Below are 24,594 nucleotides of genomic sequence, written 5' to 3'. Positions count from 1 at the left end.
TGCGCCGGAACGTGATGAAAGCGGGCGCGCCCGCCGACATGAGAGCCGTATGACGACCGCATCGACCACTGCGTCGGCGACCGCCTTCGCCGGAGATTTCGCGAACGCGAGCCGCGACGCCTGGCTCGCCGCGGCCGAAGCCGCGCTGAAGGGCCGCCCGCTCGACGGCGTCATCTCGCGCCGCACGCTCGACGGCCTTGCGGTGGACGCGATCACGGAACGTGTCCCGCCGCGGGTCGTCGTCGGTCGCCCGGCCGGCGCGCGCTGGGTCGCGATGACCCGCATCGACATCGGCGATCCGGCCGCCGCCAACGCCCAGGCGCTCGAGGATCTCAACAACGGCGCGGCCGGTCTGTCGCTCGTGTTCGGCGAGCCGGGGACAAGCGCCGGCGTCGCCGCCGACACGTTGGACCGGCTGGATCAGGCACTCGAGGGCGTGCTGCTCGATCTCGCGCCGATCCATCTCGACGTGGCGCCGTTCGGCGGCAGGCAGAGCGCGGCGCTCGCGACCGCGCTTGTGGAGCGCCGCAAGATCGATCCGGCGTCGGTGTCGATCCTGTTCGGCGTCGACGTGCTGCGCGACCTCGTCCGCACCGGGGCGCTGCCGCGCTCCTGGGAGGCGATGTGCGGCCGCGTCGCCGGCGCGATCACGGGGCTGTCGCGGCGCGGCTTCACGAGCCCGGTGCTGACCATCTGCGGTCGGTCCTGGCACAACGCCGGCGCGAGCGAGGTCCAGGAGCTCGCCGGCGTGCTGGCCTCCGCGACCGAGCATGTGCGCGGCCTCGTCGCCGCCGGGCTGTCCGTCGAAACCGCCGCCGACGCGGTCTCCTTCACCCTCGCTTGCGACGCCGAGCAGTTCGCCTCGATCGCGAAGCTCAGGACGCTGAGGCTGCTGTGGGCGGCGTGGCGGCGCGAGAGCGGGCTGCCGGACCGCCCGGTCCACATCCATGTCGAGACGTCGCGGCGCATGATGACGCTGCGCGACCCGCACACCAACATGGTTCGGACCACGATCGCCGCCTTCGCGGCCGGGGCCGGCGGCGCCGACTCGATCGTGGTGCTGCCCTTCACCAGCGCGTTCGGCGCGTCTGACTGGGACGCGCGCCGGATCGCGCGCAACGCGCAGGCGATCATCCTCGAGGAAAGCAACGTCCACCGCGTGGCCGATCCGTCCGCGGGCGCCGGCGCGATCGAAGCCTTCACCGACGCGCTGGCGGACGCCGCATGGGGCTTGTTCCGAGAGGTGGAGGCCGGCGGCGGCATGCTCGCCGCGCTCACCGAGGGGAGCTGGCAGCAGCGCCTCGCCGACGCCCGCGCCGCCCGCTCCGCCGCGATCGCCAGGCGCAGCGCGCCGATCGTCGGCGTCAGCGAGTTCCCGCAGGCCGGGCCGCCTCTCGCCGTCGTGTCGGAGGCGGGGCCCGCGGTCGCCGCCGCCCCGGCGCTGAAGCCGCTCGCGGTCGAGATCACCGACGACGTCGCAGGGTTCGACGCCATGGTCAGCGCGTACCACGACGGCGCCTCGTTTGCGGACATTCGCGCGGCGTCGAAGCCGATCCCGAGCGTGGTGGCGCATCCGATCGCGACCGAGCGGCTCGCCGAGCCGTTCGAGACGCTGCGGGCCCGCAACGAGGCGGCGCCGTCGCCGCCCTCGGCGTTTCTCGCGCTTGTCGGGCCGATCGCGCGCCATTCCGGACGGGCCGGGTTCATCCGCAACCTGCTGGTCGCCGGCGGCGTCGACGCCGTCGACGGGCCGGTCGGCGCCGAGCCCGAGGCCGTCGCCGAGGCCTGGAGCGCGACGCGCGCCCCGCTCGCGATCCTGTGCGGTTCGGACGACGGCTACGCCCAGGTAGGGGCGGCGCTCGCCGCGGCCCTGAAGGCGCGCGGCGCGACGGTATGGCTCGCCGGCAAGCCGAGAGAAGGTCGCGACGAACTCGCGGCCGCGGGCGTAGCCCGCTTCGTCGCGGCCGGCGACGACGCGCTCGACATCTTGCGCTCCGTCGTCGATCTGCCGAACCGCCAGAGCGCCGGAGCCGCCCGATGACCGCCCGCCTGCCTGATTTCGCGGAGATCGACTGGCGCCGTCCCGATGTGGCCCCGCCGGCGCGCGCCGGCGAGCCGTGGACCACGCCCGAGGGCATCGTCGTGCCGCCGCTCTATGGCGAGGACGACCTTCAGGGGCTCGCGGGCCTCGACACTTGGCCGGGACTGCCGCCCTTCATCCGCGGTCCCTATCCCACGATGTACGCCGCGCAGCCGTGGACGATCCGGCAGTACGCCGGCTTCTCCACCGCGGAAGATTCAAACGCGTTCTACCGGGCGAACCTCGCGGCGGGCCAGATGGGCCTGTCGGTCGCCTTCGACCTCGCGACCCATCGCGGCTACGACAGCGACCATCCGCGCGTCGCCGGCGACGTCGGCATGGCGGGCGTCGCGATCGATTCGATCTACGACATGCGCACGCTGTTCGACGGCATCCCGCTCGACAAGATGACCGTGTCGATGACGATGAACGGCGCGGTGCTGCCGGTGCTCGCCTTGTTCATCGCGGCGGCGGAAGAGCAGGGGGTGCCGCAGGAGAAGCTGGCCGGAACCATTCAGAACGACATTCTGAAGGAGTTCATGGTCCGCAACACCTACATCTACCCGCCGCAGCCCTCGATGCGGATCATCGCGGACATCTTCGCGCATACGTCGCGGAACATGCCGAAGTTCAACTCGATCTCGATTTCCGGCTACCACATGCAGGAGGCGGGAGCGACGGCCGATCTGGAGCTCGGCTACACGCTCGCCGACGGCGCGGAATACGTCCGGGCCGGCATGGCGGCGGGCCTCGACATCGACACGTTCGCGCCGCGCCTGTCGTTCTTCTGGGCGATCGGCATGAACGTGTTCATGGAGATCGCCAAGATGCGGGCCGCGCGCCTCATCTGGACGAAGCTCATGACCGACCTCGGCGCGAAAAGCCCGAAGTCGCTTCCGCTGCGCACCCACTCCCAGACCAGCGGCTGGTCGCTGACGGCCCAGGACGTTTGGAACAACGTCACCCGCACCACGCTGGAGGCGATCGCCGCGACGCAAGGCGGAACCCAGTCGCTGCACACCAACTCCTTCGACGAGGCGCTGGCGTTGCCGACCGATTTTTCGGCGCGCATCGCCCGCAACACCCAGCTCGTGCTGCAGATGGAGAGCGGCACGACGCGCTTCATCGACCCGTGGGGCGGCTCGGCCTATGTGGAGCGCCTGACGCACGACCTCGCCGCCAAGGCGCTGGAGCACATCGCCGAGATCGACCGCCTCGGCGGCATGGCCAAGGCGATCGAGGCCGGGGTGCCCAAGCTCCGCATCGAAGAGGCCGCCGCCACCACGCAGGCGCGGATCGACTCGGGCGATCAGACCGTCGTCGGCGTGAACGCCTACAAGGTGCTGAAGAACGAGACTCTGGAGGTCCGGCAGATCAAGAACGCCGAGGTGCGCGCCGCGCAGGAGGCGAAGCTGAAGCGGCTGCGCGCCGAGCGCGATCCGAAGAAGGTGGAGGCGGCCCTCGCGGCGCTTGAGAACGGCGCGCGCGGCGACGGCAACCTGCTCGCGCTGTCGATCGACGCGGCGCGGGCGATGGCGACGGTCGGCGAGATCACCATCGCGATGGAGAATGTGTTCGGCCGCCATCGCGCCGAGATCAAGTCGATCTCCGGCGTCTACAAGCGGGAGGCGCGCAACATGGGCGTGATCGAAGAGGTGCAGAAGCTGGTCGCCGCGTTCGAGCGCGCCGACGGCCGCCGGCCGCGCATCCTGGTCGCCAAGGTCGGGCAGGACGGGCACGATCGCGGGCAGAAGATCATCGCCTCCGCCTTCGCCGATCTCGGCTTCGACGTTGACATCGGGCCGCTGTTCGCGACGCCGGAGGAGGCCGCCCGACAGGCGATCGAGAACGACGTGCACGTCGTCGGCATCTCGTCGATGACGGCGGGCCACCTGACGCTGGTGCCGGCGCTGCGCGACGCGCTGAAGGACGAGGGCCGCGAGGACATCATGATCGTGGTCGGCGGCGTCATTCCGCCGGTGGACTACCCCGCGTTGCGCGAGGCCGGCGCGTCTGCGATCTTCCCGCCGGGCACGGTGGTGGCCGAAGCCGCGAAGGGCCTGATCGCGCAGCTCAACGAGCGGCTCGGCTACGCCAACGCGCAGGCCGCGGAGTAGCTTTACGGCCTGGGCAGCACGATAGGCCTCGCCGCGGGCTGCGGCGTGGGCGCGGCGGGCGTCGCCGGCGCTCCGACCTGCTCGACGCGGGCGGCCGCCCCGACCCGGTCCGCGATGCGGGCCGCCGGATCGGTGGCCGGCGCCGGCGGCGCGCTCTTCAGGCGCTCGCCGATGAAGCTCAGCATCGGCGTCAGCTCCGAGGACCACAGCTTCCAGTCGTGCCGGCCGGGAACCACATGATAGACGACCGGGATGTCGGCGTCGTCGAGCGCCTTGTCGAAGGCGTTGTTGCCGGCGAGCAGGATTTTGATGTCGTCGTCGCCGACGCTCATGTAGAGCGCTGGCGTTTCGGCCGCCGCGGCGTCGGTCGCGAGGCTCCGCCACGGGCTCGCGGCGTTGAACGCCTTCGGATCGAAATTCGGCCCGAAGGCGTGGCCGAAGAACGCGAGCTGGAAGGCCGGGAAGTCGCTCGCCGCCTTCACGTCGGGAAACAGCGCGCCCGACAGGCTACCGGCGGCGACGAAGCGGTCGGGCTCCAGAAGCGCGAACCGCAGCGCGCCGTAGCCGCCCATCGAGTAGCCGCCGATGGCGCGGCCCTCGCGCGCGTTCACCGTGCGATAGGTCGCGTCGACGCCGTCGATCAGGTCGTCCAGAAGCGCCGTCTGCCAGCGCCCCGTCGCGGCGTTGTCCACGTACCAGCCCTTCTTGGCGGACGGCGTCACGAGGATGGCGGGCGGCAGCTTGCCCGTAGCGATCAGCCGGTCGGCGACCTCCTGCAAGTCGCCGTCGTCGAGAAACGAGACCTCGTCGCCGCCGAAGCCGTGCAGCAGGTAGATCACGGGGTAGCGTCGGGCGCTGGATTCATAGCCGTCGGGCAGGTAGATCGAGTAGCGCAGCGGCTGGCCGAGAGCCGCGCTCGGCAATTCGAGGCTGCGCTTGACGGTCGATCCCGCGGCGTCGGCCGGCGAGGCGCACAGAAGCGCCAGAACGGTCGCGCAGAGCGACGGAAGACGCAGCCTCATCAGCCCTCCTGCAGGTGGTGGGTTACCATTTATCCCTTTGGATAGGGCGCAGGGCCGGGCGGGGCAAGCGGGCGGCGTCGCGCCAACGTGACGATTCGCGCCCCGAGCGCGACCCTCCGGACCATGGCGGCGCCACAGTCCTTCGCTCCGTTTGGGCCGAAGTTCAGCATCAGGAAGAGCGAATGAACGCCCTACCGAAGTCACGCGCTCCGCGCTGGTTTGCGCTGCGCCGGCGAAAGCTCCGACCGATCGTGGTCGCGGCGTCCCTGCTTGCCTCGATTGGGCTCGCCTTGGCCGCCCCGTCGGAAGCCGGTTCGGCGACGCCGGAGAAGGCGCTCTTCACGTCATCGTTCAGCGTCTGCTATCGCGCTCCCGCCCTCATCAACTCAAAAGGGGCGCTGACCGTCATCGTGGAGCGCCGCTTCGGTTACGAAAAAGACGTCGCCGCCGCCGCCGATCTCAAGCCGGCCCGCCGCAAAGTGCAACGCTGCACGGATTCCGGTTCAATCGATCTCGTCGCCCGACGTTCGACCGACGGGGGCGAAACATGGAGCGACCTGAGCGTGGTCGTCGACCACAAGACGTTTATGACCGATGGCTATACGGTGGCGCTGGCCGGGAACGCCACGCTGGCGCCGGCCGGCGACGACAATGTTCTCTTGGTTTTCTCCGTAAACCGCTCCAAGGGCCCGCGTAACAGCATCCGCTGCGTACGGTTCAAGGCGAGCGACAGGGCGGAATGCGACGGGGTGCGCGCCGAGCAGGCGCTGTGGATGTCGCGGAGCGCAGACGGCGGCCGATCATGGTCCAAGGCTGAGCCGCTGACGTTCGTTGGTCCGTCCACGCGCATCAAGCAGCCGGGACCGGGCCATGGCGTGCGGCTTGCGAGCGGGCGAATCGTCGTTCCGGCCTATCCCAGACTGCTGCTGTCGGATGACGGCGGTCGAACTTGGCGCGAAGGGGCCACCACGCACGGCGAGGGCGCGCTTCAGGGCGGTGAAACCGTGATCGGTTCGCCGGACGGCGTCCGCCTGGTCGCCAGTCTTCGCCCTACCGGCGCGGCGTTCCAGATGACCGGCGACGGCAGGCCTTATCGCATTTCGGCCGTCAGCCTGGATGGCGGCGAGACATACGCGTCGGTGACTCGGGACGACGATCTGTCCATCCCGCCTGTCACGCCCGGATTTCTGGTCGATGGACCTGTCCAGGCGCTGTCGCACCCGACGTCAGACGGACCGACGAACGGGCGCGCAAAAGGGCGCGACCGAAAGGATCTGACGCTGTCGGTGAGCCGCGACGATGGGCGGACGTGGTCGTCCTGCCTGATCGACCGGCGTGGGGCGGGTTACAGCGATCTGGCTTTGGTGCGGGCTGGGCAAGTCGCGATGGTGTTCGAGGGCGCTCTCGCTCCGAAGGACGACTACCGCGCCGCCATCAAGTTCCGCGCTCTTCCGCTGCAGCCTGCCGGAGACATCTGTCTCCGGCCTTAGCTCTGTACGCGGAGGGAAGGGCGGGCCGCTAAGCCGGCCCGCCCTTCCCGAAAATCACTTCGCTTCGTCGTAGAGCTTCTCGACGTATTCCCAGTTCACCAGGTTCTCAATGAACGCCTTGAGGTAGTCGGGGCGACGGTTGCGATAGTCGATGTAGTAGGAGTGTTCCCACACGTCGACGCCGAGCAGCGGGACCGCGCCGTGGATCAGCGGATTTTCGCCGTTCGGGGTCTTGAGAATCTCGAGCTTGCCGCCCTTGAGCGCGAGCCAGGCCCAGCCCGAGCCGAACTGGCCCTTGCCGGCGTCTTGGAAGTCGGTCTTGAACTTCTCGACGCCGCCGAGATCCTCGGCGATCTTCTTCTCCAGCGCGCCCGGGATCGCGCCGCCGCCGTTCGGCTTCATCCAGTGCCAGAAGTGGATGTGGTTGTAATGCTGGGCGGCGTTGTTGAAGAGCGGCGCGTTCTTGCCGTGGCTCTGCTTCACCACTTCCTCGAGCGTCGCGCCCTCGAGCCCGGAGCCCTCGAGCAGCTTGTTGCCCGTCTCGACATAGGCGTTGTGGTGCTTGTCGTGGTGGAACTCCAGCGTCTCCTTGGACATGTAGGGCTGGAGCGCGTCGTAGGCGTAGGGCAGGTCAGGCAGCTTGAACGACATGGAAATCTCCAGAACGGATGTCTCTTGAGCCGACCGCGCCGGCGGACGGCGTGCTCGCGGTACATAGGCCCGCATTCGGGCCGGGACAACGCCTGTTCGCCGTTCCCGAGCCGTGGAATTCGAGGCTTTACGCTCTAATAACCACGATGGCGGCAACATGCCCGCTGGAATCAGTCCGGATGACGGGGGGTCGCCGCTCATGTCCGTCGTTCTTTACGCCCTTGGCGTGCTGCTGCTGCTGTGGAGCGGCTTCCTGCTCGTCACCGGCGACATGATCGCGACGCTCGACATCGCCGCCAACCTCGCCGGCTCGGGCGCGTTCGCGATCGGGCTCGGCGCGGTGGCCGACGCGATCGGGCGCCTGACCCGCGCCGTCGCCAGCCGGCCGGTCGAGGCTCACGCCGACATCGCCCCGGCCTTGCCCTTCGTCCGCCACGCCCCGCCGGCCCCGCCGGCCGAACCGCTCGCGCCGCCGCGTCCCGAGCCCGCCTTCGGCGACCTGTCTCCGCGCGAGCTTGAGCCTGACCCTGAGCCCGTCGCTCCTTCCGGGCGGCGCGAGCCGCGGCTTCCGCGCGTGGCGGAGCTCGCGCCGAGCGTCCCCGCGCCGGCGAGGGCGGCCGAGCGTGCCGAGCCGGCGCCGCCGATCGTGGAGACGCCGCCCGTAGTGGCGCCGATCCTCGGCGGCGGCGTGCTGGCCGCGGCCTATGGCGCCGGCGCGCCGGCGAGCGCCGAGCGCGAGCGCCAGGACGACATCCGCCATGAGGCCGACGAGCCGGAGCCTGCGGCGCATCCGCAGCCGGTCGAGCCCGTGGCGGCGGACATCGAGCCGGAGCCCATTGCGGCGCCCGCGCCGGAGAAGCCCGAGCCGCGCGTGCCGGAATGGCTCGCCCGAGCCCGCGCCCGCCGCGAAGCGCGCGCGCAGTCGGAGCCTGAGGTCCAGCCTGACGACGACCGGCCCGCCGGCGACGACGACGCGCCGGAGCCGCAGGTCGCGGATGAGCCGGTGCAAGCTGAGCCCGAGACGGCGACCGCGGAAGCCGTCGCCGAGACCCGCGAACTGGAGCCTGACGACGCGTCTCCCTCGGAGGTCGCGGACGACACCGATCCATCGCGGCAGGTGGTGCGCGAGGGCGAGCACAACGGCGTCTTCTACCGTTTCTTCGCCGACGGCTCGATCGAGGCCCAGCGCGAGCACGGGGCCCGCCGGTTCGCCTCGATCGAGGAGCTGCGCGCCACCATCATCGCGGCGCGCGGCCGCCTGGACGAAGACGACGCGGCGGACCCTGCTGCGGCTGAAACGGAGGCGACTGTGGAAGCGGAGAACGTTCCCGCGGCTGAGGACGCCGCCGAACCGCTCGATCCGCCGCGCGCGTCCGAACCGGAGCCCCAGCCGGACGCCGAGCCGGAACCGCAGCCCGAACCGGAGCCGACGCCCGATCCGAAACGTGGCGGCGACGAGGAGTTCGAGGCCGCGCTCGCGGCGCTCGAAGGACGCCCGTCCGGCGAACCGGCGGGGCCTGACAGGACGCGCTAAGGCCTGGTCGGCAAAAGCTGTACGAACTGATTGGTCGTCACGGCACAGCCTGGAAGAGAAGACGGCGGAAATCGGAGGAGCGCGGATCGCTTGGCGGCGGGCTTACGGCCCTTTCGGCGTATCTCGGCTAAGCTCGGGCCAGAACCTGACTGAGGCGAGGCGCCGCGCGCTGGAAACTTGCAGGCCAACATATGGCGGCTTACGCATCTCCTCTGTGCGCGCATGACGGAGACTAGATGACTAGCGTCGATTATTTAATCCCGGTCTACGGTCAATCTTACGCATTGGGCTTAATTGACAGCGACGACAGGCCCTACAATGAGGAAGCGAAGCACCCCGACCGCCTGCTGATGCCCGGAGCTCCGGGTTACGTGTTTCCGGCCGACCGGGCGTTCGACAGCTATGAGCCGCTGGTCGAAAGGCGCCGAGACGAGTTGTACGGCGCAGCCGTTTCGGAGACGATCTGCTCGGAGTGCGGCCACCAGATCGTCGTCGGCCTCGAGAAGCGTGGCGACGTGTCGAGCCGCATCGTCATGGCGGTGGTCGGCCGGGGCGGCCGGGCGTTCAAGACGTTCGTCGAGGGTGGCCTCTATTTCGCGCAGTTGACGACGCTCGTGGAACGCTGCCACCGCGTTTCCGCGGCGCAGGGCAGAAGGCTGATCGTGCCTGCGATCGTTTTCTTGCAGGGCCAGGCGGAACACAAGACCGGCACGCGCCACTGGACCCGCTTGAGGCAGGTCCTTCAGCTTCAGGAAGCCTTTGAGGATGTTGTTCGAAGCATCACCGGGCAAAGCCGTAGCGTGCCCATGTTCCACACGGATCCTGGCAACACCGCTCCGCCCGGCGCGGACGGTTGGGCCTTTCCGGATGTGGCCATGGCGGCGGAACAGGCGGGGCGGCTATCACCGCTCAAGCACGTCAACGCCGGCGCCATGTATGCGATCCAGCACACGCTGAGCGGCAAAGGCGGTCATCCCACTGTAATGGGATACCGCATGCTGGGCGCTCAGATTGGCAACGCCATCAGCCGCCGCATGGCGGGGCTCGGCCATGTGGCGACGAGCGTCGAGACGTGGCGAATGTTCGACGCGCGCACGGCTCTGGTGCAGCTCCGTACGCCGGACCAGACCTTTGCGGCCGTCGATTGGACGAACGCTATCGTAAAATTTAAGGAGCCCTATGGGCTTGGCTCTGGCGGAGGATGGACGGCGCGCGATGGCGAGTCGATACGCGGCGGCCTTCCTCTCACAGTCGAGTCCGTGCTTCATGGCCCGGAATTCCAGGACAGCCTGTCGCCGGACACGATCGTTCTGAGATTTAGCCGCGAGATCATAGGCGCGCCCGAATTGGCTTACGCCACGACGGTCACCCACCGTCGTCATCATCATGGTCGCGGGCGCGGCGTCATTCGAAGCTCCGGAAACCCCATGCGGCTGGACAACGCCTGGCCTGTGCACAACTGGCTGCATCCGATCGTGCTCAGCTGAAGTCGTCATGCGTCCTCAGCGCTTGTCGTCGTCGCTTTTCGGACGCTTCAGACCCTCCGACCGGACCACCGCCAAGAACCCCGCCTAGCCGCTCAAGGCGGCGATAGAGATTTGTCGTCAGAACGCGGCGCTCCGCGCCTCAGCCGGCCGCGCCGAAGGCGGGCGGCGCGGCTGCGGCGTCCGGATGGCCGACGGCGGCGAGCGCGAAAGCGTAGGCGAGCGCCACCTCTTCGAGCCGGTCGAACCGGCCCGACGCGCCGCCGTGGCCGGCGTCCATGTTGGTCCTGAGCGCGATCGGGCGGCCGGACGTGGTCGCGGCGCGCAGACGCGCGACCCATTTGGCGGGCTCCCAATAGGTGACGCGCGGATCGGTCAGGCCGGCGAGCGCGAGGATCGCGGGGTAGGGCCGCGGCGCCACGTTGTCGACCGGGCTGTAGCTCCGGATGCGCGCGAAGGCCGCCGCGTCGCGGATCGGATCGCCCCATTCCGGCCATTCCGGCGGGGTCAGCGGCAGGCTCTCGTCCATCATCGTGGTGAGCACGTCGACGAAGGGCACGTCTGCGAGCACGCCCGCGAACAGGTCCGGCCGCAGGTTCGCGACCGCGCCCATGAGCATGCCGCCGGCCGAGCCGCCATGGCTCACGATGTGTCCGGCCGAGGTGAAGCTTTCGTTAACCAAAGTCTCCGCTGCGGCGATGAAATCACTGAAGGTGTTGGTCTTTTTGTCCAGCTTCCCGTCGAGATACCAGCCCCAGCCCTTGTCCGCGCCGCCGCGGATGTGGGCGATGGCGTAGACGAAGCCGCGGTCGACCAGCGACAGCCGGCCGCCGGAGAACGACGCCGGCATCGAGATGCCATAGGCGCCGTAGCCGTAAAGCAGGCAGGGCGCGCGGCCGTCCAGGGCGAGGCCCTTCCTGTGGATGACCGTGACCGGCACCAGCGCGCCGTCGGAAGCCGGCGCCTGCAGGCGCCGCACCACATAGGCGTCCGGGTCGTGGCCCGACGGCACCTCCTGCCGCTTGCGCAGCGTGCGCGCCCGCGTCGCGAGATCGTAGTCCCAGGTCTCGGACGGGGTGGCGGGCGAGGAGTAGACGAAGCGGACGAGGTCGGCGTCGAAGGTCGGGCCCGCGTCCATGCCGAGCGCGTAGGCCTCCTCGGCGAAGGCGATGGCGTGCTCGGCGCCGGTCGCGAGCTCCCGCACCACGATCCGGGGCAGGCCGTCCTCGCGCTCCAGCCGCGTGACGTGGCGGGCGGTTACAGCGTGGTCGAGCACGTAGACGCCCGGACGGTGCGGGACGAGGTCGCTTTCCGGCCCGCCGTCGACCGGCTTCACCGTGAGTTTGAAGTCGACGGCGCCGCCCGCGTTGGTGCGCAGCACCAGAGTCGAGCGGCCGTCGAGCGCGGGATGGTGGTCCACGTCGTAGCGGGTTCCGGCCTTGCGGGCTTCGACCAGCCGGGGCGCGCCGTCGAGCGTCGCGCGGTCGATGAGATGGGCTTCCGAGGTGTCGTGGTCCGAGACGGTGACGACGCAGAACGCGCCGGAGCGGGTGCGGTCGACGCCGACGAACCACCCGGGTTCGGCCTCGCGGAACACGAGTTCGTCGGAAACGGGATCCTCGCCGAGGCGATGGCGGTAGACCTCGAGCGCCCGGTGCTGGGCGTCGAGCCGCACGTACCAGAAGCCCGAGCCGTCCTCAGCCCAGACCGCCGCGCCGGTGGCGTCGGGGACGGCGTCGGCCAGATCCTCGCCGGTCGCGAGATCGCGCACGCGGATGGTCAGGAACTCGGAGCCGGCCTCGTCGGCGCTCCAGGCGAGCCGGCGGTGGTCGGGCGAGGGCGACCACGATCCGAGCTGGAAGAAGGCGTGGCCTTCCGCCAGCGCGTCGCCGTCGAGCAGTACGGTCTCCTCTGCGGACGCGTCGTCCGCCGGACGCCGGACCACGATCGGGTGCTGTCCGCCCGTCCGGTAGCGCACGGCGTAGGCGAACGGGCCGTCGGCGGTCGGGACGGTGGAATCGTCCTCCTTGATCCGGCCGCGCATCTCCGCGACGAGCGCGGCCTTCAGAGGATCGAGCGGCTCCAGCAGCGCCTTGGCGTAGGCGTTCTCGGCCTCGAGATAGGCGCGCACGTCGGCCGGCAGCGTCTCCGGGCGGCGCATCACCTCCTGCCAATTGTCCGCCCTCAGCCACGCGTAGGGGTCTTCGAGGCGGACGCCATGCGCGGCGGTCACATGCGGGCGGCGTTCCGCCACGGGCGGCGGGGGCAGGGGGGCGGCGACCATCGGGCGAGGCGCTCCGGGGCGTGCGTTGGCGGGAGGCGGACGTTAGACAGCGCTCGCCCCCGCCACAAGGAACCGCCGGCCGCGCCCGCGACTTTGCGTCGCGCTCGGTCGCCTCGCGAACCTGCGCCAGTGTTCCGGCGATTATGCGCAATAAGTGTGGAGGCTTGCACCAGAACAACTTGCCGGCGTTTGCCTCCCTAGCTATGTAAGGCGGGAATGCAGCGTCCCCGGATTTGGGAATGCTGTCGTAGTGCGACGTCCTGCGAGAGATGCTTGCGTCAATTCATCGAGCGGACGGTCCCGTTGGCGGAACCTCCGGCTCGTTCACAGGCACGGATTTGGGGTTTTTATGAGCGAGAACGCGACGACCGCGAATTACATTGAACTGGCCGCCGATATCGTGTCGGCCTATGTGAGCAACAATTCGGTTCCGGCGGCCGACCTTCCCGCGCTGATCGCGGACGTGCACGTGGCCCTGAGCCGCGTCTCCGAGGGCGATGCCGAGCCGGTCGCGGAGGCGCCGAAGCCCGCGGTGCCGGTCCGCAAGTCGGTGACGCCAGACTTCATCGTCTGCCTCGAGGACGGCAAGAAGTTCAAGTCGCTGAAGCGCCATCTCCGCACGCAGTACGACATGTCGCCGGAGGAGTACCGCGAGAAGTGGGGTTTGCCGAGCGACTATCCCATGGTCGCGCCGAACTACGCCGCCGCGCGCTCGGAGCTCGCGAAGAAGATGGGCCTCGGCCAGCAGCGCGGAAAGCGCGACTGACCGCCGGGTCGCCTCTTGCGGCGACCAACCTTTACGATCGGTGCGCCACGCCGTCCGGACCTCGGGTCCGGGCGGCGTTTTCGTTAGCGCGCCGGCGTCCAGCCGACGGCTTGTCGAGTCTAGAATATAATCCTATAAAGGAATAATAGCTCATAGATTGTGGAGAACACCGATGCCGCCGAGCCGCCCTGCCGCTGAGTCGTCCATCCGGCTAGAGGCCGCGGAGAGGCGGCTGCTGCGCCGCGTTCTCGCCGCCGGCCCCGAAGGCCTGGCGGGCGACGTCGGGGAAGCGGCCGCGGAGGCGCTGTCGCGGCGCGGGCTGATCGCGCGGCGGCCCGACGGCCGCGTCGTCGCGACCGCCCTCGGCCGCGCCCGGGCGGCCCGCGAGACGGGAGGCGAGAACGGCTTCCGGGCGCAGCATCAGGCGCTGCAGCGCCGCGCCGTGGAGGTGGACGGCGAAACCGCCGAGGCGCTGGTCAATCTCGACGAGAGCCCGCTCGCCTGGCTCGCCCGGCGCAAGGGCCGCGACGGCCGTCCGATGCTCGCATCTCACGAGGTGCTGGCGGGCGAGCGCCTGCGCGCCGACTTCTCCCGCGGCCAGATGAGCCCGCGCGTCACCGCGAACTGGGACGTCAGCGCGGGACGCGCGCATCGGGGCGGCGCCGGCGCGGGGGCGGAGGTAGCGGATGCGGCGCTCGCGGCGCGGGACCGCGTGACGCGCGCGCTGCAGGCGGTCGGGCCGGAGCTGTCCGGCGCGCTGCTCGACGTCTGCTGTTTCCTCAAGGGCATTGAGGCGGTCGAGCGCGATCGCGGATGGCCGGCCCGCGGCGGCAAGCTGGTGCTCGGCCTCGCGCTCGCGAGCCTCGCGCGGCACTACGGCTACGGCGACAGCGCCACGGGCCCGGACCGGGGCGGCCGGATCGTCGGCTGGCCGGAGACGGCGGCCGACGAACTCAGGCCGCGCCGGACGTGACGCCGGCTGCGGCGGCCGCCTCGCGCTTGATCCGCTCCACCATGGACTTCAGACCGTTGGAGCGCTGCGGCGTCAGATGCTCGCGGAGCTGGATGCGGTCCATCAGCTGGCCGGCGTCGGTCGCGAGGATCTGGCCCGCGCGCTTGCCCGAATAGAGCGCGATCATCACCGCCACCAGCCCGCGCACGAGATGGGCGTCGCTGTCGCCGCGGAACGTCAGCACGGGGTCGGGCCCGTCGCCCACGTTGGTCTCCAGCCAGACCTGGCTGGCGCAGCCCTGCACCTTGTTCGCGGCGGTGCGGGCCGAATCGGGCAGGGGTTCGAGCTCGCGGCCGAGCTCGATGAGGTAGCGGATGCGCTCCTCCCAGTCGTCGATGAACTCGAAGCCCTCGACGATCTCGTCAATACCGGCGGCCATGGCGTCCTCGCTGTTCCCCGCGAGGTAAGTCGTTCGCGCCGCCGCTGCAAAGGAAAAGGCTGCGGCGGCCCCCGATCCGTCGCGTCCGGCGGGGTCTCTAAAGCGCTCAGGCGGCGCGCGCGCCGGCGGGCTGGCCGCGCCAGGCCGGCTTGCGGTCGGCGGGGGTCAGCGTGTCGCGGGCGGGGGCCGTGAGCTTCGCCGCGGGCGTCGCGGCCGCCCCCGTGGTCGCTTCGCCGCCGAAATAGTCCTGAAGCATCGCGGCGCCGACGCCGACGCGCTCGCCCATCAGCTTCAGCGCCTGGGAGCCGACGTCGCAGGCGCCCGGCTGGCGCTCGCAGAAGCCCTTGACGTCGGAGACGGTGGCGCCGGCGGCGGCGAGCGCCGACAACGCGTCGATGGAGGCCTTCTCGGAAGCGGTGGGGCCGTCGGCGCTGGGACCCGCGACCGGCAGGATCATCAGCATCACGCAAATCCAGAAGGCGGCTCGCACAAGAAACATCATCGTCGTGGACCTTGACTTCGCGTCCCGCGCCCGTCCTGCGGCGCGTCGAGTACAGACGCTAGCACCGTCGGCCTAAATCGCGTTGAACCGGAAGCGCTGCATTCGACCCGAGCAGTTCAGACCTTTGAAAGTTTTCATCAAGCTTTCGTCAATGTATGAGGCGGCGCCCGGCGCGCGGGCTTCGCCGAATGCATTTGGCGACAGGCGCGCCTCGCCGTTTTAGCGTTCGCTTAAGCCTGCGCTGCCAGTCTGCGGATCGTGAATTGAGTGTCGGCCGTCCCGCGGGGCGGCCTCCGCGACGCGCTCCGGCGCGGCGCGGCCGTCGGAGTAAACGCGTGCTTCAGCTCGCTTCCCTCAAGGCGTTGGCCGGGCACGTCGCCGCGAAGGTCCATCCTTCGGCGTCCGACGATTCGGCTGCGCTGACGCGGCACGCGACCTTTCTCGCCACCCATATGGCCGCCGGCGTGCTGCCCTTCGCGGCGCTGCCGATGCTGCTCGCGCTCGCCGGCGCGCCCGGCGCGCTGGAACTCGGCGTCCTCGCCTGGCTGGTCGCGCCGATCGTGATCGCTCTCCGGCTTTCCGCGACCGGCGATCTCGCCCGCGCGCATCTTCTCTCGTCGCTGGCGCTGACCGTCCTGATCGCGGGCGTCGCCGCCGCGACCGGCGGCCTCGCTTCGCCGGCGCTGCCCTGGCTCGCGCTCGCGCCGCTCGAGGCCGCGCTGTCCGGCTCGCGCCGCATCACGCTCGCCGGCGTCGCCGCGGCGCTCGCCGGCGCCGTCGCCGCCGCGGCGGCCGGCGCGGTTCTGCCTGCGGTCGCCGCGACGCCCGGCTACGCCGCGGCGGGCGCGCTGTGGGCCGGGCTCTGCGCCCTCGGCCTCGCCGTCCGCGCTTGCGCCGCCATCGCCGGCTCCGCCGCCTCGGCGCGGGAGGCGCAGGCGCGTTTCGACATGATCGCGGGCTCGGTCGAGGATCTCGCCACCCGCCACGGCCCGAACGGCGCCGTGACCTTCGCCTCGGCCGCGAGCGAGCGGCTGCTCGGCGCCTCCGCCCGCGACCTGCACGGCTCCGGCCTGTTCGATCGCGTCCACATCGCCGACCGCCCCGCCTTCCTTCAGGCCATCGCCTCGGCCGCCGCCGGCGAGCGCCGCTCCTCGGTCGAGGTCAGGCTGCGCCGGGCCGCGCCGGCCGGCTGCCCGCCGCGCTTCGGCTGTTTCGACATGACCGCGCGCCCCGGCGCCGAGGCGGGCGTCGCCCTCGCCATGTTCCGCGACGTCACCGAGCGCAAGGCGCTGGCCGAGCGCGTCGAGCAGGCTGAGCGGGCCGCGGCGCTCGCCACCGACGAGAAATCGCGGTTCCTCGCGTCGGTCAGCCATGAGCTCCGCACGCCGCTGACCGCCATCCTCGGCTTCTCCGAGATCCTGTCCGAAAGCCCCGCGCCGTCCGAGGTGGTCGGCCGCCGGTCGGACTATGGCCGGCTCATCCACCAGTCCGCCCAGCACCTGCTGGAGATCGTCGACGGCGTGCTCGACATGGCGAAGATCGAGACCGGCGCTTTTCCCGTGGCGTCCGAGCCCTGCGCGCTGGCGCCGCTCGTGGCGCGCTGCGTCGGGCTGCTCGCGCTCGACGCTGAGCGAGGCGGCGTCAGGGTGGTCGCGGATGTCGGCGCCGACGTGCCGGAGATCGCGGCCGACCGTCGCGCGCTGACCCAGGTGATCCTCAACCTGCTGTCGAACGCGATCAAGTTCACGCCCTCGGGCGGCGAGGTCGCGGTCTCGCTTCGCGCGAGCGGCGACGCGGCGCTGATCGTGGTGCGCGACACCGGCGTCGGCGTCGCGCCCGACCATGTCGGTCGGCTCGGCGAAGCGTTCTTCCAGGTTCCGAACGCCGGCGGCGGGAGCCGCCAGGGCTCCGGCCTCGGCCTGTCGATCACGCGCGGGCTGGTCGACCTGCACGGCGGCCGGATCAGCTTCGAAAGCGTCGTCGGCCGCGGCACGCGCGTGACCGTCAGCCTGCCGCTCGATCCCGCGCGGCCCCTGACGGAATCCCCCGTCGAGCGCCCCGCGTTCGGCCGCTCGCGCCCGGTTTCCCCGCTCGAGTTGAAGGTGAAGAAAAGTGCCTAAAGCCATGGCCCGCACCTATGACGACGACGCGTCGGCCACGACCGGGCTGGCGGGCAGGGTGTTTGCGGTCGCCCGCCGTCGGCCCGTCGACACGCTCGCGGCCCTCGTCGCCGCGGCCGGCGTCGCCACCATCCTCGTGAATGCGCTGGCGCTGCAGCAGGGTCGCCACCCGGCGGCGCTTCAGCGCGAGGCGCCGGCCCAGCATGGCGCCCGGACGGACGCGGCGCCCGCGCCCCAGCGCAGCGAACTGGTGGCCCAGATCCAGGAGGCGCTGCTCGCCCGCGGCTATTACGACGGCGCCGTCGACGGCGTGTTCGGCGCGAAGACCAGCGCGGCGATCTCGGCCTTCGAGCAGGCGTCCGGAACGGCCGTGACCGGCGTCGCGTCCGATCGCGTGCTGGCGGCGCTGCTGGTAGCGCCGGCGAACGCGGCCCGCGTCGCGCCGCTGCCGCCGCGCGCCGAGCCGCCGGCGCCAAAGCCCCAGCCCGCGACCACCGGCTCGATCTCCGCCCCGAAGCTCATGGCCGTGCAGCGCGCGCTGGCGCGGCTCGGCTACGGCCCGGTCGCGATCGACGGCAAGATGGGCGCCGCCACGCGCGCCGCCCTGCTGAGCTTCGAGCGCGACCGCAAGCTGCCGCAGACCGGCGAACCCGGCCCGCAGGTGCTGCGGGAGCTGAAGGCCGTCTCGGGCATGGCGCTGGAATGACCGGCGCCAGGTCATGACCGCCCGGCTGACGTCGGAGTTCTGGGTCGCCGCCCATGTCCGGCGGTGCCACCTCGAGGGCGCCTACGCGATGGTGCGGCGTCGGGGCGCCGCGGAGGCCGGCGCGATCTTCCTGATCGTCGACCGGCTTGACGGCCGCAACGACTTTTATGTCCCGGCGGCGCAGAGCGAGGCCGATGATACGCGCGCGCGTTCGTTCGAACGCGTGCTGGAGGGCGTCGACGGCCTCAAGGTCGAGGCGCGGCTCGCGCGCGAGCTGCGCTTCGATCCCGACGTCTGGATCGTGGCGATCGAAGACCGCGAGGGACGCGCGTTTCTGGACTAGCCATGTCCGGCGACAGACAGGTCCGCGCGGCCTACGCGCCGTCTTCGGCGAGCGTATGGGCGACGATCGCGTTGGCGTGGCCGTGCCCCATTCCGTGCTGCTCATTCAGGAGGGCGACCAACTCCATATGCTTGGCGGGCCGTGCCGCGCGCACCAGCGCCTTCCATTCAGCGATCGGTTTTCCGTATTTTTTCTCGATGGACGGAAAATAGGACGCCGGGCCTTTGGTCTTGTCGTCGGTCATGCTCGTCGCAGCTCCCGCAAGTAACGTTCCGCATCGTTGACGCGATCGGCGCCGCAAGCGCTCGCTGGTGAAACGTTCAGCCGCGGCCGCGGTTCGGCTCGCTCGTCCGCGTCAGCGGGCGGCGCACCCGCGCCGCGGATCGGGCCGCGCCCGCCCGCTCAGGCGCGCCGGAGGGATCGAACAGCGGCTCGTGCTTCGCGGCCGGCGTTGGGGCCTGAAGCCCGGCGAGGGCGCCCACGAGCTCCAGCGCGACGCCGCGGGGCGTCGTTTCGGCAAGCTCCACCAGGTGGAAGAAGCGGTTGACCGACCGGGCGATCTCGGGCTGCGCCAGCAGCAGGGCGCGTCCGATCTGGTCGCGCTCGACGCCGAGCCCGCGCAGCATGAACACAAAGGCCTCCCCGCTCGGCTCCGCGGCGAGCGTCGCGGCGGCGGTCGGGCTGACGCCGAGCGCGACCGACAGCGCCTCAGCCATCAGCGCGTGGTCGCCGCTCGCGACGGCGGCCTCCACCATGGCGGCGTCGGCCTGGTCGGTCATGCGGCCCGCGCGGGCGGCGCGGCCGGGGCGAGCGGCGATCGCCTCGCGAATCTGGGAGCGCTGCTCGGGGCCGGCCGCGAGATAGAGCGGCGACAGCGCCGCCGGGTCGAAATCGGAGCGCCGCAGCAGGGAGGCGGCGAGGACGGGCGCCGAGTGCGCGCGGCGGACGAGCGTCGCGAGCGTCTGCGGCGTCGGCTGGAGCGCGGGGTTCGCGATCAGCGTCTCGACCACCCGCTCGTCCCTGTGGTGGGCGAGAATGCGGGCCAGGTCGGCGTCGATGTCGGCGCGCTGCGCCGCCGCGCTCGCCTCCACGACGCCGCCGTCGAGAGCGATCGTCAGAAGATGATGCCGCGAGACCTTGTCCGAGCGCGCCAGGATCGGGCTCGCCACGGACACGTCGTCCTTCAGCAGGCGCGCGATCACGGCTTGCGGAGCGTGCGGGTCGCCGGCGAGCTTGCGGGCGACCACGGCGCGGGTCTCGACGCCGACCACATCCAGAAGCTGCAGCGCCAGCTCCTCGTAGCGGGCGATCTCCTCGGGGGCGTGGTGCGGCTTCTGGATGAACAGGTCGGTCAGCACCCTGAGCAGGATCGGACGGACGTCGACGCCGTCCTGCCGGGACAGGCGCTCGAGAGCTTCGACGGGAAGCAGTTCGTCGGTCATCGAGCCTTTGTCCGGCGCTGCGGGCGCGAGGGGCGGCGTTCCATCCCGTCGCTTCTGTACGGGAACGCTAGGCCGCTTATGATTAGCGCCGCGTTAAAGCGCGAACGGAAAGCGCGCGCCAGTGTCCCAGAGCGGGATGTTCGTCGGAAACCGGCCAAGTCCGACGCCGGGGAGGGGGCCTCGCCGTGGCGCGGCGGTCACACCGGAGGCGTGATCGGGATCTTAACCCCGTCGGTAACCGCTCGTTAACCATCGCGGTCGCCCAATTACCCCTCAGAAGGCCCGCCGGCGGTCGATCCGCCCCGGGTCGAGACGAACCGATCCGATCCCCGCCCCGCAGGGAGAGCCATTATGGGTCTCGTGCTCGCATTCCAGTCGTCGCCGCGGCCGTCCGCCCGGCCCGCGAACCGCAGCCGCGCCGAACGGCGCGGGGCCGACATCCTGTTCTTCACCGGGGTCCGCTACGAGCGCCACGGCGACGCCGGCCGGGCGTCGGCCGCGTCGTCCGCGCCGGCGCGGACGGAGCAGCCGACCTCGTGACCGCCCGCGCGTTCCGGGCGTTCGCGCCCGGAGCGCGAGCGGCCGCCCTCGTCGCCTGCCTGTCCGCGACGCTCGTCGCCTGCGCGCCGCCGCGGGGCGACTTCGGCCGGGCCGAGCCGAGCCTCGTCAACGACCGGCTGCTGCCGCTCGCCGGCCGCAAAGCCGCCCAGGCGCGCGGCGAGCCGGTCTCGTCCTACCGTTACACCGACAACGAGAACGCCATGCGCGCGCTCGGCTGGGCGGTGGTCATGCCGGCGCATGAGGGCCAGCGGATCGGCGCCGTGCTCGCGGAGCTTCGCCGCACCCGCATCCTGCCGCAGGAGCGCGCGCGCATCGACAAGGCCGACTACGTGCGGGCGCTGCTCCGCGTCGACTACCGCTCGAGCGTCGCCCGCTACGCCCGGCTGCAGGAGGACATCGAGGCGGACACCGCGCGCGTCGAGCCGTTCTTCCAGGCCGCCTCGCGCGTCGCGGAGGACGACCGCGTCCGGCTGCGCGCGCTCGCCGCCGTGCCCGAGGTGGAGCCTGACGAGGTCGCGAACGCCGAGGGCCGCGTCGAGGAGAACCGACTGCTGGAGGCCTGGGTTCAGATCGCCTTCGAGGAGCGCGTCGTCGCCTACCGCTACGCGCTCGACCGGCTGGTGCTCGAGACGCCGGACCGGGCCTCCGTGGCCGTGGAGGCCGCGCTCGCGCGGTTGGAGAGCGTGCTGCGCAGCCTGCGCCCGGCCGGACCGCCCCGCGGCGTGTTCAAGGGCTGACGCGGCGCGCGCAACTTGCGCCGGCGGCGATCGCCGCCAGCCCGGCGCGCGCGCTCGGCGCCGGCGCGAACAGACGCACGAGAACGAATCCGGTTTCCGTCGGCGAGGCGATGCGGATGTTCGGCCGCTCCTCGACGGTTTCGTCCGCCTCGGCCTCCTCGGCGGCGTCCGCGTCGAGGACGGTGACCTCGACCGCGCCGTTCGTCGCCGCGCGATCGCTCAGCGCGTAGAACGGCTGGCCGCCGCGGTTGTGGAACACGACGGCGCCGTAGGACGACGGCAGGTTGGCGCGCACGGTCACTGGGCCCTGCGAAAGATCGTAGCGGCACGCGGCGGTGACGAAGGCAGGATCGCGGAACGGCAGCCGGTCCGCCGCCTCGCCCTCGTCCGGCAGCACCACGAACCGCCCGTCCGCTTCGAGCGACGCCAGCCGGTCATAGGCCCCGTTCGGCGCGAGCTGCGGCACGCGGAGCAGCGAGGCCACGTGGATCAGTCCCGCGAGCGCCAGCCCGATCGCTACGGCGTAGATGAGCCGGATCATCGGCAGGTCCCGCGGATGATGGCGAGCAGAGCCGTCGGCGCCGAGCGGGCGAGCGGCGTCCCGAGCGCGGTGTCGTAGAGCGCCAGCCGGAGGGTGAAGCTGCCCTCGCCGCCGAGCGGCAGCCAGTCGCCCGGACGGGCGTCGCGCGCGAGTTCGATCGCGATCGGCCGGCCCGCCATGCGGACGGTTTCGGCGCTCGAGGTCGCGAAGCGTCCGAGCGGGTTCGCGAGCCGACCGCCGGTCGGCGTGAAGGCCGCGAGCGTCCAGAGCCGGGCCGCCGGCAGGTCGCCTTCGAGCCGGTAGTCGCAGGCCGCGTCGAGCGGGCGGCCGGCGTCGTCGGTCGTGGCGTCGAAGCTCAGTCCGTCGCCATAGGCCAGGGGCGCCTCGCCGCTGCGGGCGATCCACGCCCGGAGGTAGGGATCCGCGCCGAGCCCGCCGACGTCGGGCGTCGCGCGCCACGGGCCGATCGCGAGCGCGCCGAACGGCGGCGAAGCTTGCGTCAGAGACCACCATGTCGCGCCAAGCCCGAGACCGGCCGCGATCGTGAACGCCAGCACCACCTGGAGGATCAGCCGCATCGCGACCGTTCAGCGCGCGGCGGGCGAGGGAGCCGCCGCGAAGGTTGGGTCATGGTCGGCCGAGGCGCGCCCGGCGCTCGCCTGCCGCGCCGCCGCCACGTCGGACAGGATCGCGTTCAGCACCCGGGTCGAACGCTCCGACAGGTTGCGGGTGAAGGTCGCGGGCGCCTCCTGCGCAGCGGGCGCGGCGGAAGCGACCGCGGGGCGCTGTCCTGTCGGCATCGGCACGCCGGGTATCGGACGCGGAGCAAGGCCCTGATGGGCGAAGGCCATGATGTCGCGCCAGGTCATGGCGGGCAGGGAGCCGCCCGTCATCTCCCGCGTCGTCGTGAAGTCGTCGTTGCCGAACCAGACGCCGCCGACCAGCGACCCGGTGAAGCCGACGAACCACGCGTCGCGATAGGACTGCGAGGTGCCGGTCTTGCCGCCCACCTGGTAGCCGTCGAGCCGGGCGCGCCCGCCGGTGCCGGCCTCGGTGACGGCGAGCATCATGCGGTTCATGCCCGCCACCACGTGCGGGCCGAGCACCTGCTGCGGCTGCGGCGTGTCGCGGTCGTGCCGCCACAGGACGCCGCCCTTCGAGTCCGTCACCTCGATCGCGGCGTAGGGCGGGGTGCGGCGGCCGCCGTTCGCAAGCGTTCCGTAGGCCGAGGTGTGGTCGAGCAGCGTGATCTCCTCGACGCCGAGCGCGAAGGCGCGGCCGACGTCGAGTTTTGAACGGATGCCCATGCGCTTCGCGATCTCGATGACGTTTTTCTGCCCGACGTCGAGCGCAAGGCGCACCGGGATGGTGTTGATCGACTTCGCGAAAGCCGTGATCAGCGGCATGCGGCCGGCGAAGCGGCGGCCGTAATTGCGCGGGCACCAGTTGCCGATGCAGATCGCGGCGTCGGTGACGACCTTCTCCGGCGTGTACTTCCCCGAGGCGAACGCCGCCGCATAGACGTAGGTTTTGAACGACGAGCCGGGCTGGCGCAGGGCGTCGACGGCGCGGTTGAACTGGCTGACGCCGTAATCGCGCCCGCCGACCATCGCCCGCACCGCGCCCTCGGGCTCCATGATCACCGCCGCGGCCTGGTCGACGCGGTACTGGTCGCCGTACTGCCGCAGCATCTGCTCGACCGAGGCCTCGGCGTGGCGCTGCAGCGCCGGATCGAGCGAGGTGCGGACCTGCAGCACGCGCTTGCCTCCGAACGCGCCCTGGCCCGCCAGCGCGCGAACCTCGCCATAGGCCCAGTCGAGATAATAGTCCGGGCTCGAAACCACAGCGGTCGGCTTCGGCGTCGCCGGCAGGAACCGCGCCGGCTGCACCTGACCCTCGGTCATGAACCCTGCGTCGACCAGATTGTCGAGCACGGTCGAGGCGCGCGCGCGCGCCGCCGCGAGGTTGATGTGCGGCGCGTATTTGGTCGGCGCCTTGAACAGACCCGCGAGCATCGCGCTCTCGGCGAGGGTGATGTCGCGGGCGGATTTGCCGAAATAGAAGTGCGCCGCCGCGTCCACCCCGAAGGCCCCGCCGCCCATATAGGCGCGGTCGAGATAGAGCTTGAGGATCTCGTCCTTGGTGAGGTGGTGCTCGAGCCAGAGCGCGAGGAACGCCTCGTTGATCTTGCGCTCGATGGTGCGCTCGTTCGACAGGAAGATGTTCTTCGCAAGCTGCTGCGTGATCGAGGAGCCGCCCTGCACCACGCCGTTCGCGCGCGCGTTCTGCACGATCGCGCGGGCGGTGCCCGCGACGTCGATGCCGAAGTGCTGATAGAAGCGCCGGTCTTCGGTCGCGAGCGCGGCTTTGATCAGGTGGTCCGGATAGTCGCGCAAGGGGATGCCGTCGTTCTGCATCACCCCGCGCTTGCCGATCTCGACGCCGTGGCGGTCGAGGAACGTCACCGACAGGTCGGCGCGGTTCAGCCAGTCCGGGCCGGTTTCGCGGAAGGCCGGCGTCGCGAGCGCCAGCACCAGGGTCGCGCCTGCGGCGCCGAGCGTCACCCCCTCGCCGAGAATCTCGGCGACGAACCGCCGCCACCCGCGCGCGCGGAAACCGTCGAAGGCGGCGCAGACGCTGTCCCAGCGCCGCGAGGCCGCCGGCCAGATGCGCCAGAAGGTGTGGTCGAGCCACGAATCGAGCGCGAGCAGCCTGCGCTTCGCGTCGAGCTTGTCCCCGTTTGAGCCCCGGCCGAACACGCGTCTCGCCTCACACCCATCGCCGTTCCGCCCCGGAATGGCTTGACCTGTTACGTCCCGGCGC

The 24,594-nt window shown here is 71.2% G+C and carries 22 protein-coding genes; 12 read left to right on the top strand and 10 right to left on the bottom strand.

Annotated elements, in window-relative coordinates:
* Positions 1-49 precede the first annotated feature (49 nt).
* On the top strand, positions 50-2,041 hold the full coding sequence (locus PKE78_RS07135; protein ID WP_271200189.1) for a methylmalonyl-CoA mutase family protein: 1,992 nt from the start codon (positions 50-52) through the stop codon (positions 2,039-2,041).
* Positions 2,038-4,197 (top strand): methylmalonyl-CoA mutase, encoded by a 2,160-nt coding sequence (gene scpA / locus PKE78_RS07130; protein ID WP_271200188.1) that lies wholly within the window; start codon positions 2,038-2,040, stop codon positions 4,195-4,197. The genes PKE78_RS07135 and scpA overlap by 4 nt, the downstream gene beginning before the upstream one ends.
* A 2-nt stretch (positions 4,198-4,199) precedes the next feature.
* On the opposite strand, the gene PKE78_RS07125 is transcribed toward scpA, so the two are convergent.
* Entirely contained in the window at positions 4,200-5,219 is a 1,020-nt protein-coding gene (locus PKE78_RS07125; protein WP_271200187.1) for an alpha/beta hydrolase, read from the bottom strand.
* A gap of 182 nt (positions 5,220-5,401) precedes the next feature.
* Here PKE78_RS07125 and PKE78_RS07120 point away from each other — a divergent pair, with 182 nt between their 5' ends.
* Positions 5,402-6,709 (top strand): sialidase family protein, encoded by a 1,308-nt coding sequence (locus PKE78_RS07120; RefSeq protein WP_271200186.1) that lies wholly within the window; start codon positions 5,402-5,404, stop codon positions 6,707-6,709.
* 54 nt (positions 6,710-6,763) lie between these two features.
* Here PKE78_RS07120 and PKE78_RS07115 read toward each other — a convergent pair whose 3' ends face one another.
* Positions 6,764-7,360, bottom strand: a complete 597-nt coding sequence (locus tag PKE78_RS07115) for a superoxide dismutase (protein ID WP_271200185.1) — start codon at positions 7,358-7,360, stop codon at positions 6,764-6,766.
* A 199-nt stretch (positions 7,361-7,559) separates the two neighbouring features.
* Between PKE78_RS07115 and PKE78_RS07110 the strand changes: the two genes are divergently transcribed.
* Positions 7,560-8,894, top strand: coding sequence for a hypothetical protein (locus tag PKE78_RS07110; RefSeq protein ID WP_271200184.1), 1,335 nt, complete (start codon positions 7,560-7,562; stop codon positions 8,892-8,894).
* A gap of 236 nt (positions 8,895-9,130) precedes the next feature.
* Positions 9,131-10,381, top strand: a complete 1,251-nt coding sequence (locus PKE78_RS07105; RefSeq protein ID WP_271200183.1) for a hypothetical protein — start codon at positions 9,131-9,133, stop codon at positions 10,379-10,381.
* A 139-nt stretch (positions 10,382-10,520) separates the two neighbouring features.
* Here PKE78_RS07105 and PKE78_RS07100 read toward each other — a convergent pair whose 3' ends face one another.
* Positions 10,521-12,662, bottom strand: a complete 2,142-nt coding sequence (locus PKE78_RS07100; RefSeq protein WP_271200182.1) for a S9 family peptidase — start codon at positions 12,660-12,662, stop codon at positions 10,521-10,523.
* 349 nt (positions 12,663-13,011) lie between these two features.
* On the opposite strand from PKE78_RS07100, the gene PKE78_RS07095 reads away from it, so the two are divergent.
* Together PKE78_RS07095 and PKE78_RS07090 are read left to right on the top strand one after the other, a co-directional pair.
* Positions 13,012-13,428, top strand: coding sequence for a Ros/MucR family transcriptional regulator (locus PKE78_RS07095; RefSeq protein ID WP_271200181.1), 417 nt, complete (start codon positions 13,012-13,014; stop codon positions 13,426-13,428).
* 172 nt (positions 13,429-13,600) lie between these two features.
* Positions 13,601-14,401 carry a DUF6456 domain-containing protein gene (locus tag PKE78_RS07090; protein WP_271200180.1) on the top strand — a complete coding sequence of 267 codons (801 nt, stop codon included), beginning with the start codon at positions 13,601-13,603 and terminating at the stop codon, positions 14,399-14,401.
* Here the strand turns inward: PKE78_RS07090 and PKE78_RS07085 are convergent.
* Positions 14,382-14,819, bottom strand: a complete 438-nt coding sequence (locus tag PKE78_RS07085; RefSeq protein ID WP_271200179.1) for a SufE family protein — start codon at positions 14,817-14,819, stop codon at positions 14,382-14,384. The two genes, PKE78_RS07090 and PKE78_RS07085, sit on opposite strands and share 20 nt — an antisense overlap.
* Before the next feature lie 106 nt (positions 14,820-14,925).
* A complete protein-coding gene (locus PKE78_RS07080) occupies positions 14,926-15,282 on the bottom strand; it encodes a DUF5330 domain-containing protein (RefSeq protein WP_271200178.1) in 357 nt (118 codons plus the stop codon).
* A gap of 374 nt (positions 15,283-15,656) precedes the next feature.
* On the opposite strand from PKE78_RS07080, the gene PKE78_RS07075 reads away from it, so the two are divergent.
* From PKE78_RS07075 to PKE78_RS07065, 3 genes are read left to right on the top strand one after another with little or no spacing between them, the layout of a single operon-like run.
* Positions 15,657-17,441 (top strand): sensor histidine kinase, encoded by a 1,785-nt coding sequence (locus tag PKE78_RS07075; protein ID WP_271200177.1) that lies wholly within the window; start codon positions 15,657-15,659, stop codon positions 17,439-17,441.
* Positions 17,434-18,147 carry a peptidoglycan-binding domain-containing protein gene (locus PKE78_RS07070; protein WP_271200176.1) on the top strand — a complete coding sequence of 238 codons (714 nt, stop codon included), beginning with the start codon at positions 17,434-17,436 and terminating at the stop codon, positions 18,145-18,147. Before PKE78_RS07075 ends, PKE78_RS07070 begins: the two co-directional genes overlap by 8 nt.
* 13 nt (positions 18,148-18,160) lie before the next feature.
* Positions 18,161-18,490 (top strand): DUF1491 family protein, encoded by a 330-nt coding sequence (locus PKE78_RS07065; RefSeq protein ID WP_271200175.1) that lies wholly within the window; start codon positions 18,161-18,163, stop codon positions 18,488-18,490.
* A 31-nt stretch (positions 18,491-18,521) separates the two neighbouring features.
* Here the strand turns inward: PKE78_RS07065 and PKE78_RS07060 are convergent, their stop codons facing one another.
* Positions 18,522-18,734: a DUF4287 domain-containing protein gene (locus tag PKE78_RS07060; RefSeq protein WP_271200174.1), complete on the bottom strand. Its 213-nt coding sequence runs from the start codon at positions 18,732-18,734 to the stop codon at positions 18,522-18,524.
* Between the two features lie 76 nt (positions 18,735-18,810).
* Positions 18,811-19,932 carry a DUF2336 domain-containing protein gene (locus PKE78_RS07055; protein WP_271200173.1) on the bottom strand — a complete coding sequence of 374 codons (1,122 nt, stop codon included), beginning with the start codon at positions 19,930-19,932 and terminating at the stop codon, positions 18,811-18,813.
* Positions 19,933-20,283: 351 nt separating this feature from the next.
* Between PKE78_RS07055 and PKE78_RS07050 the strand changes: the two genes are divergently transcribed.
* Both PKE78_RS07050 and PKE78_RS07045 read left to right on the top strand, forming a co-directional pair.
* Positions 20,284-20,472, top strand: a complete 189-nt coding sequence (locus tag PKE78_RS07050; RefSeq protein ID WP_271200172.1) for a hypothetical protein — start codon at positions 20,284-20,286, stop codon at positions 20,470-20,472.
* On the top strand, positions 20,469-21,230 hold the full coding sequence (locus PKE78_RS07045; protein WP_271200171.1) for a hypothetical protein: 762 nt from the start codon (positions 20,469-20,471) through the stop codon (positions 21,228-21,230). The genes PKE78_RS07050 and PKE78_RS07045 overlap by 4 nt, the downstream gene beginning before the upstream one ends.
* On the opposite strand, the gene PKE78_RS07040 is transcribed toward PKE78_RS07045, so the two are convergent.
* The 3 genes from PKE78_RS07040 to PKE78_RS07030 are packed head-to-tail and all read right to left on the bottom strand — an operon-like array spanning position 21,220 to position 24,530.
* Positions 21,220-21,771 (bottom strand): DUF1254 domain-containing protein, encoded by a 552-nt coding sequence (locus tag PKE78_RS07040; RefSeq protein WP_271200170.1) that lies wholly within the window; start codon positions 21,769-21,771, stop codon positions 21,220-21,222. The two genes, PKE78_RS07045 and PKE78_RS07040, sit on opposite strands and share 11 nt — an antisense overlap.
* A complete protein-coding gene (locus tag PKE78_RS07035; protein ID WP_271200169.1) occupies positions 21,768-22,349 on the bottom strand; it encodes a DUF1214 domain-containing protein in 582 nt (193 codons plus the stop codon). The genes PKE78_RS07040 and PKE78_RS07035 overlap by 4 nt, the downstream gene beginning before the upstream one ends.
* A gap of 9 nt (positions 22,350-22,358) precedes the next feature.
* The gene (locus PKE78_RS07030) at positions 22,359-24,530 is read right to left on the bottom strand and encodes a transglycosylase domain-containing protein (protein ID WP_271200168.1); all 2,172 of its coding nucleotides are present in this window, start codon (positions 24,528-24,530) and stop codon (positions 22,359-22,361) included.
* Positions 24,531-24,594: the final 64 nt, after the last annotated feature.

The sequence above is a fragment of the Methylopila turkensis genome, assembly GCF_027922325.1.
Classification (GTDB): domain Bacteria; phylum Pseudomonadota; class Alphaproteobacteria; order Rhizobiales; family Methylopilaceae; genus Methylopila; species Methylopila turkensis.
This window is presented reverse-complemented; position numbering and strand designations above follow the sequence as displayed.

Coding starts and splice junctions, on each gene's coding strand:
- PKE78_RS07040 (WP_271200170.1), bottom strand. CDS start 21,771: ATGATCCGGCTCATCTACGCCGTAGCGATCGGGCTGGCGCTCGCGGGA.
- scpA (WP_271200188.1), top strand. CDS start 2,038: ATGACCGCCCGCCTGCCTGATTTCGCGGAGATCGACTGGCGCCGTCCC.
- PKE78_RS07105 (WP_271200183.1), top strand. CDS start 9,131: ATGACTAGCGTCGATTATTTAATCCCGGTCTACGGTCAATCTTACGCA.
- PKE78_RS07080 (WP_271200178.1), bottom strand. CDS start 15,282: ATGCTGATGATCCTGCCGGTCGCGGGTCCCAGCGCCGACGGCCCCACC.
- PKE78_RS07055 (WP_271200173.1), bottom strand. CDS start 19,932: ATGACCGACGAACTGCTTCCCGTCGAAGCTCTCGAGCGCCTGTCCCGG.
- PKE78_RS07050 (WP_271200172.1), top strand. CDS start 20,284: ATGGGTCTCGTGCTCGCATTCCAGTCGTCGCCGCGGCCGTCCGCCCGG.
- PKE78_RS07090 (WP_271200180.1), top strand. CDS start 13,601: ATGCCGCCGAGCCGCCCTGCCGCTGAGTCGTCCATCCGGCTAGAGGCC.
- PKE78_RS07085 (WP_271200179.1), bottom strand. CDS start 14,819: ATGGCCGCCGGTATTGACGAGATCGTCGAGGGCTTCGAGTTCATCGAC.
- PKE78_RS07125 (WP_271200187.1), bottom strand. CDS start 5,219: ATGAGGCTGCGTCTTCCGTCGCTCTGCGCGACCGTTCTGGCGCTTCTG.
- PKE78_RS07035 (WP_271200169.1), bottom strand. CDS start 22,349: ATGCGGCTGATCCTCCAGGTGGTGCTGGCGTTCACGATCGCGGCCGGT.
- PKE78_RS07120 (WP_271200186.1), top strand. CDS start 5,402: ATGAACGCCCTACCGAAGTCACGCGCTCCGCGCTGGTTTGCGCTGCGC.
- PKE78_RS07110 (WP_271200184.1), top strand. CDS start 7,560: ATGTCCGTCGTTCTTTACGCCCTTGGCGTGCTGCTGCTGCTGTGGAGC.
- PKE78_RS07060 (WP_271200174.1), bottom strand. CDS start 18,734: ATGACCGACGACAAGACCAAAGGCCCGGCGTCCTATTTTCCGTCCATC.
- PKE78_RS07135 (WP_271200189.1), top strand. CDS start 50: ATGACGACCGCATCGACCACTGCGTCGGCGACCGCCTTCGCCGGAGAT.
- PKE78_RS07115 (WP_271200185.1), bottom strand. CDS start 7,360: ATGTCGTTCAAGCTGCCTGACCTGCCCTACGCCTACGACGCGCTCCAG.
- PKE78_RS07095 (WP_271200181.1), top strand. CDS start 13,012: ATGAGCGAGAACGCGACGACCGCGAATTACATTGAACTGGCCGCCGAT.
- PKE78_RS07100 (WP_271200182.1), bottom strand. CDS start 12,662: ATGGTCGCCGCCCCCCTGCCCCCGCCGCCCGTGGCGGAACGCCGCCCG.
- PKE78_RS07065 (WP_271200175.1), top strand. CDS start 18,161: ATGACCGCCCGGCTGACGTCGGAGTTCTGGGTCGCCGCCCATGTCCGG.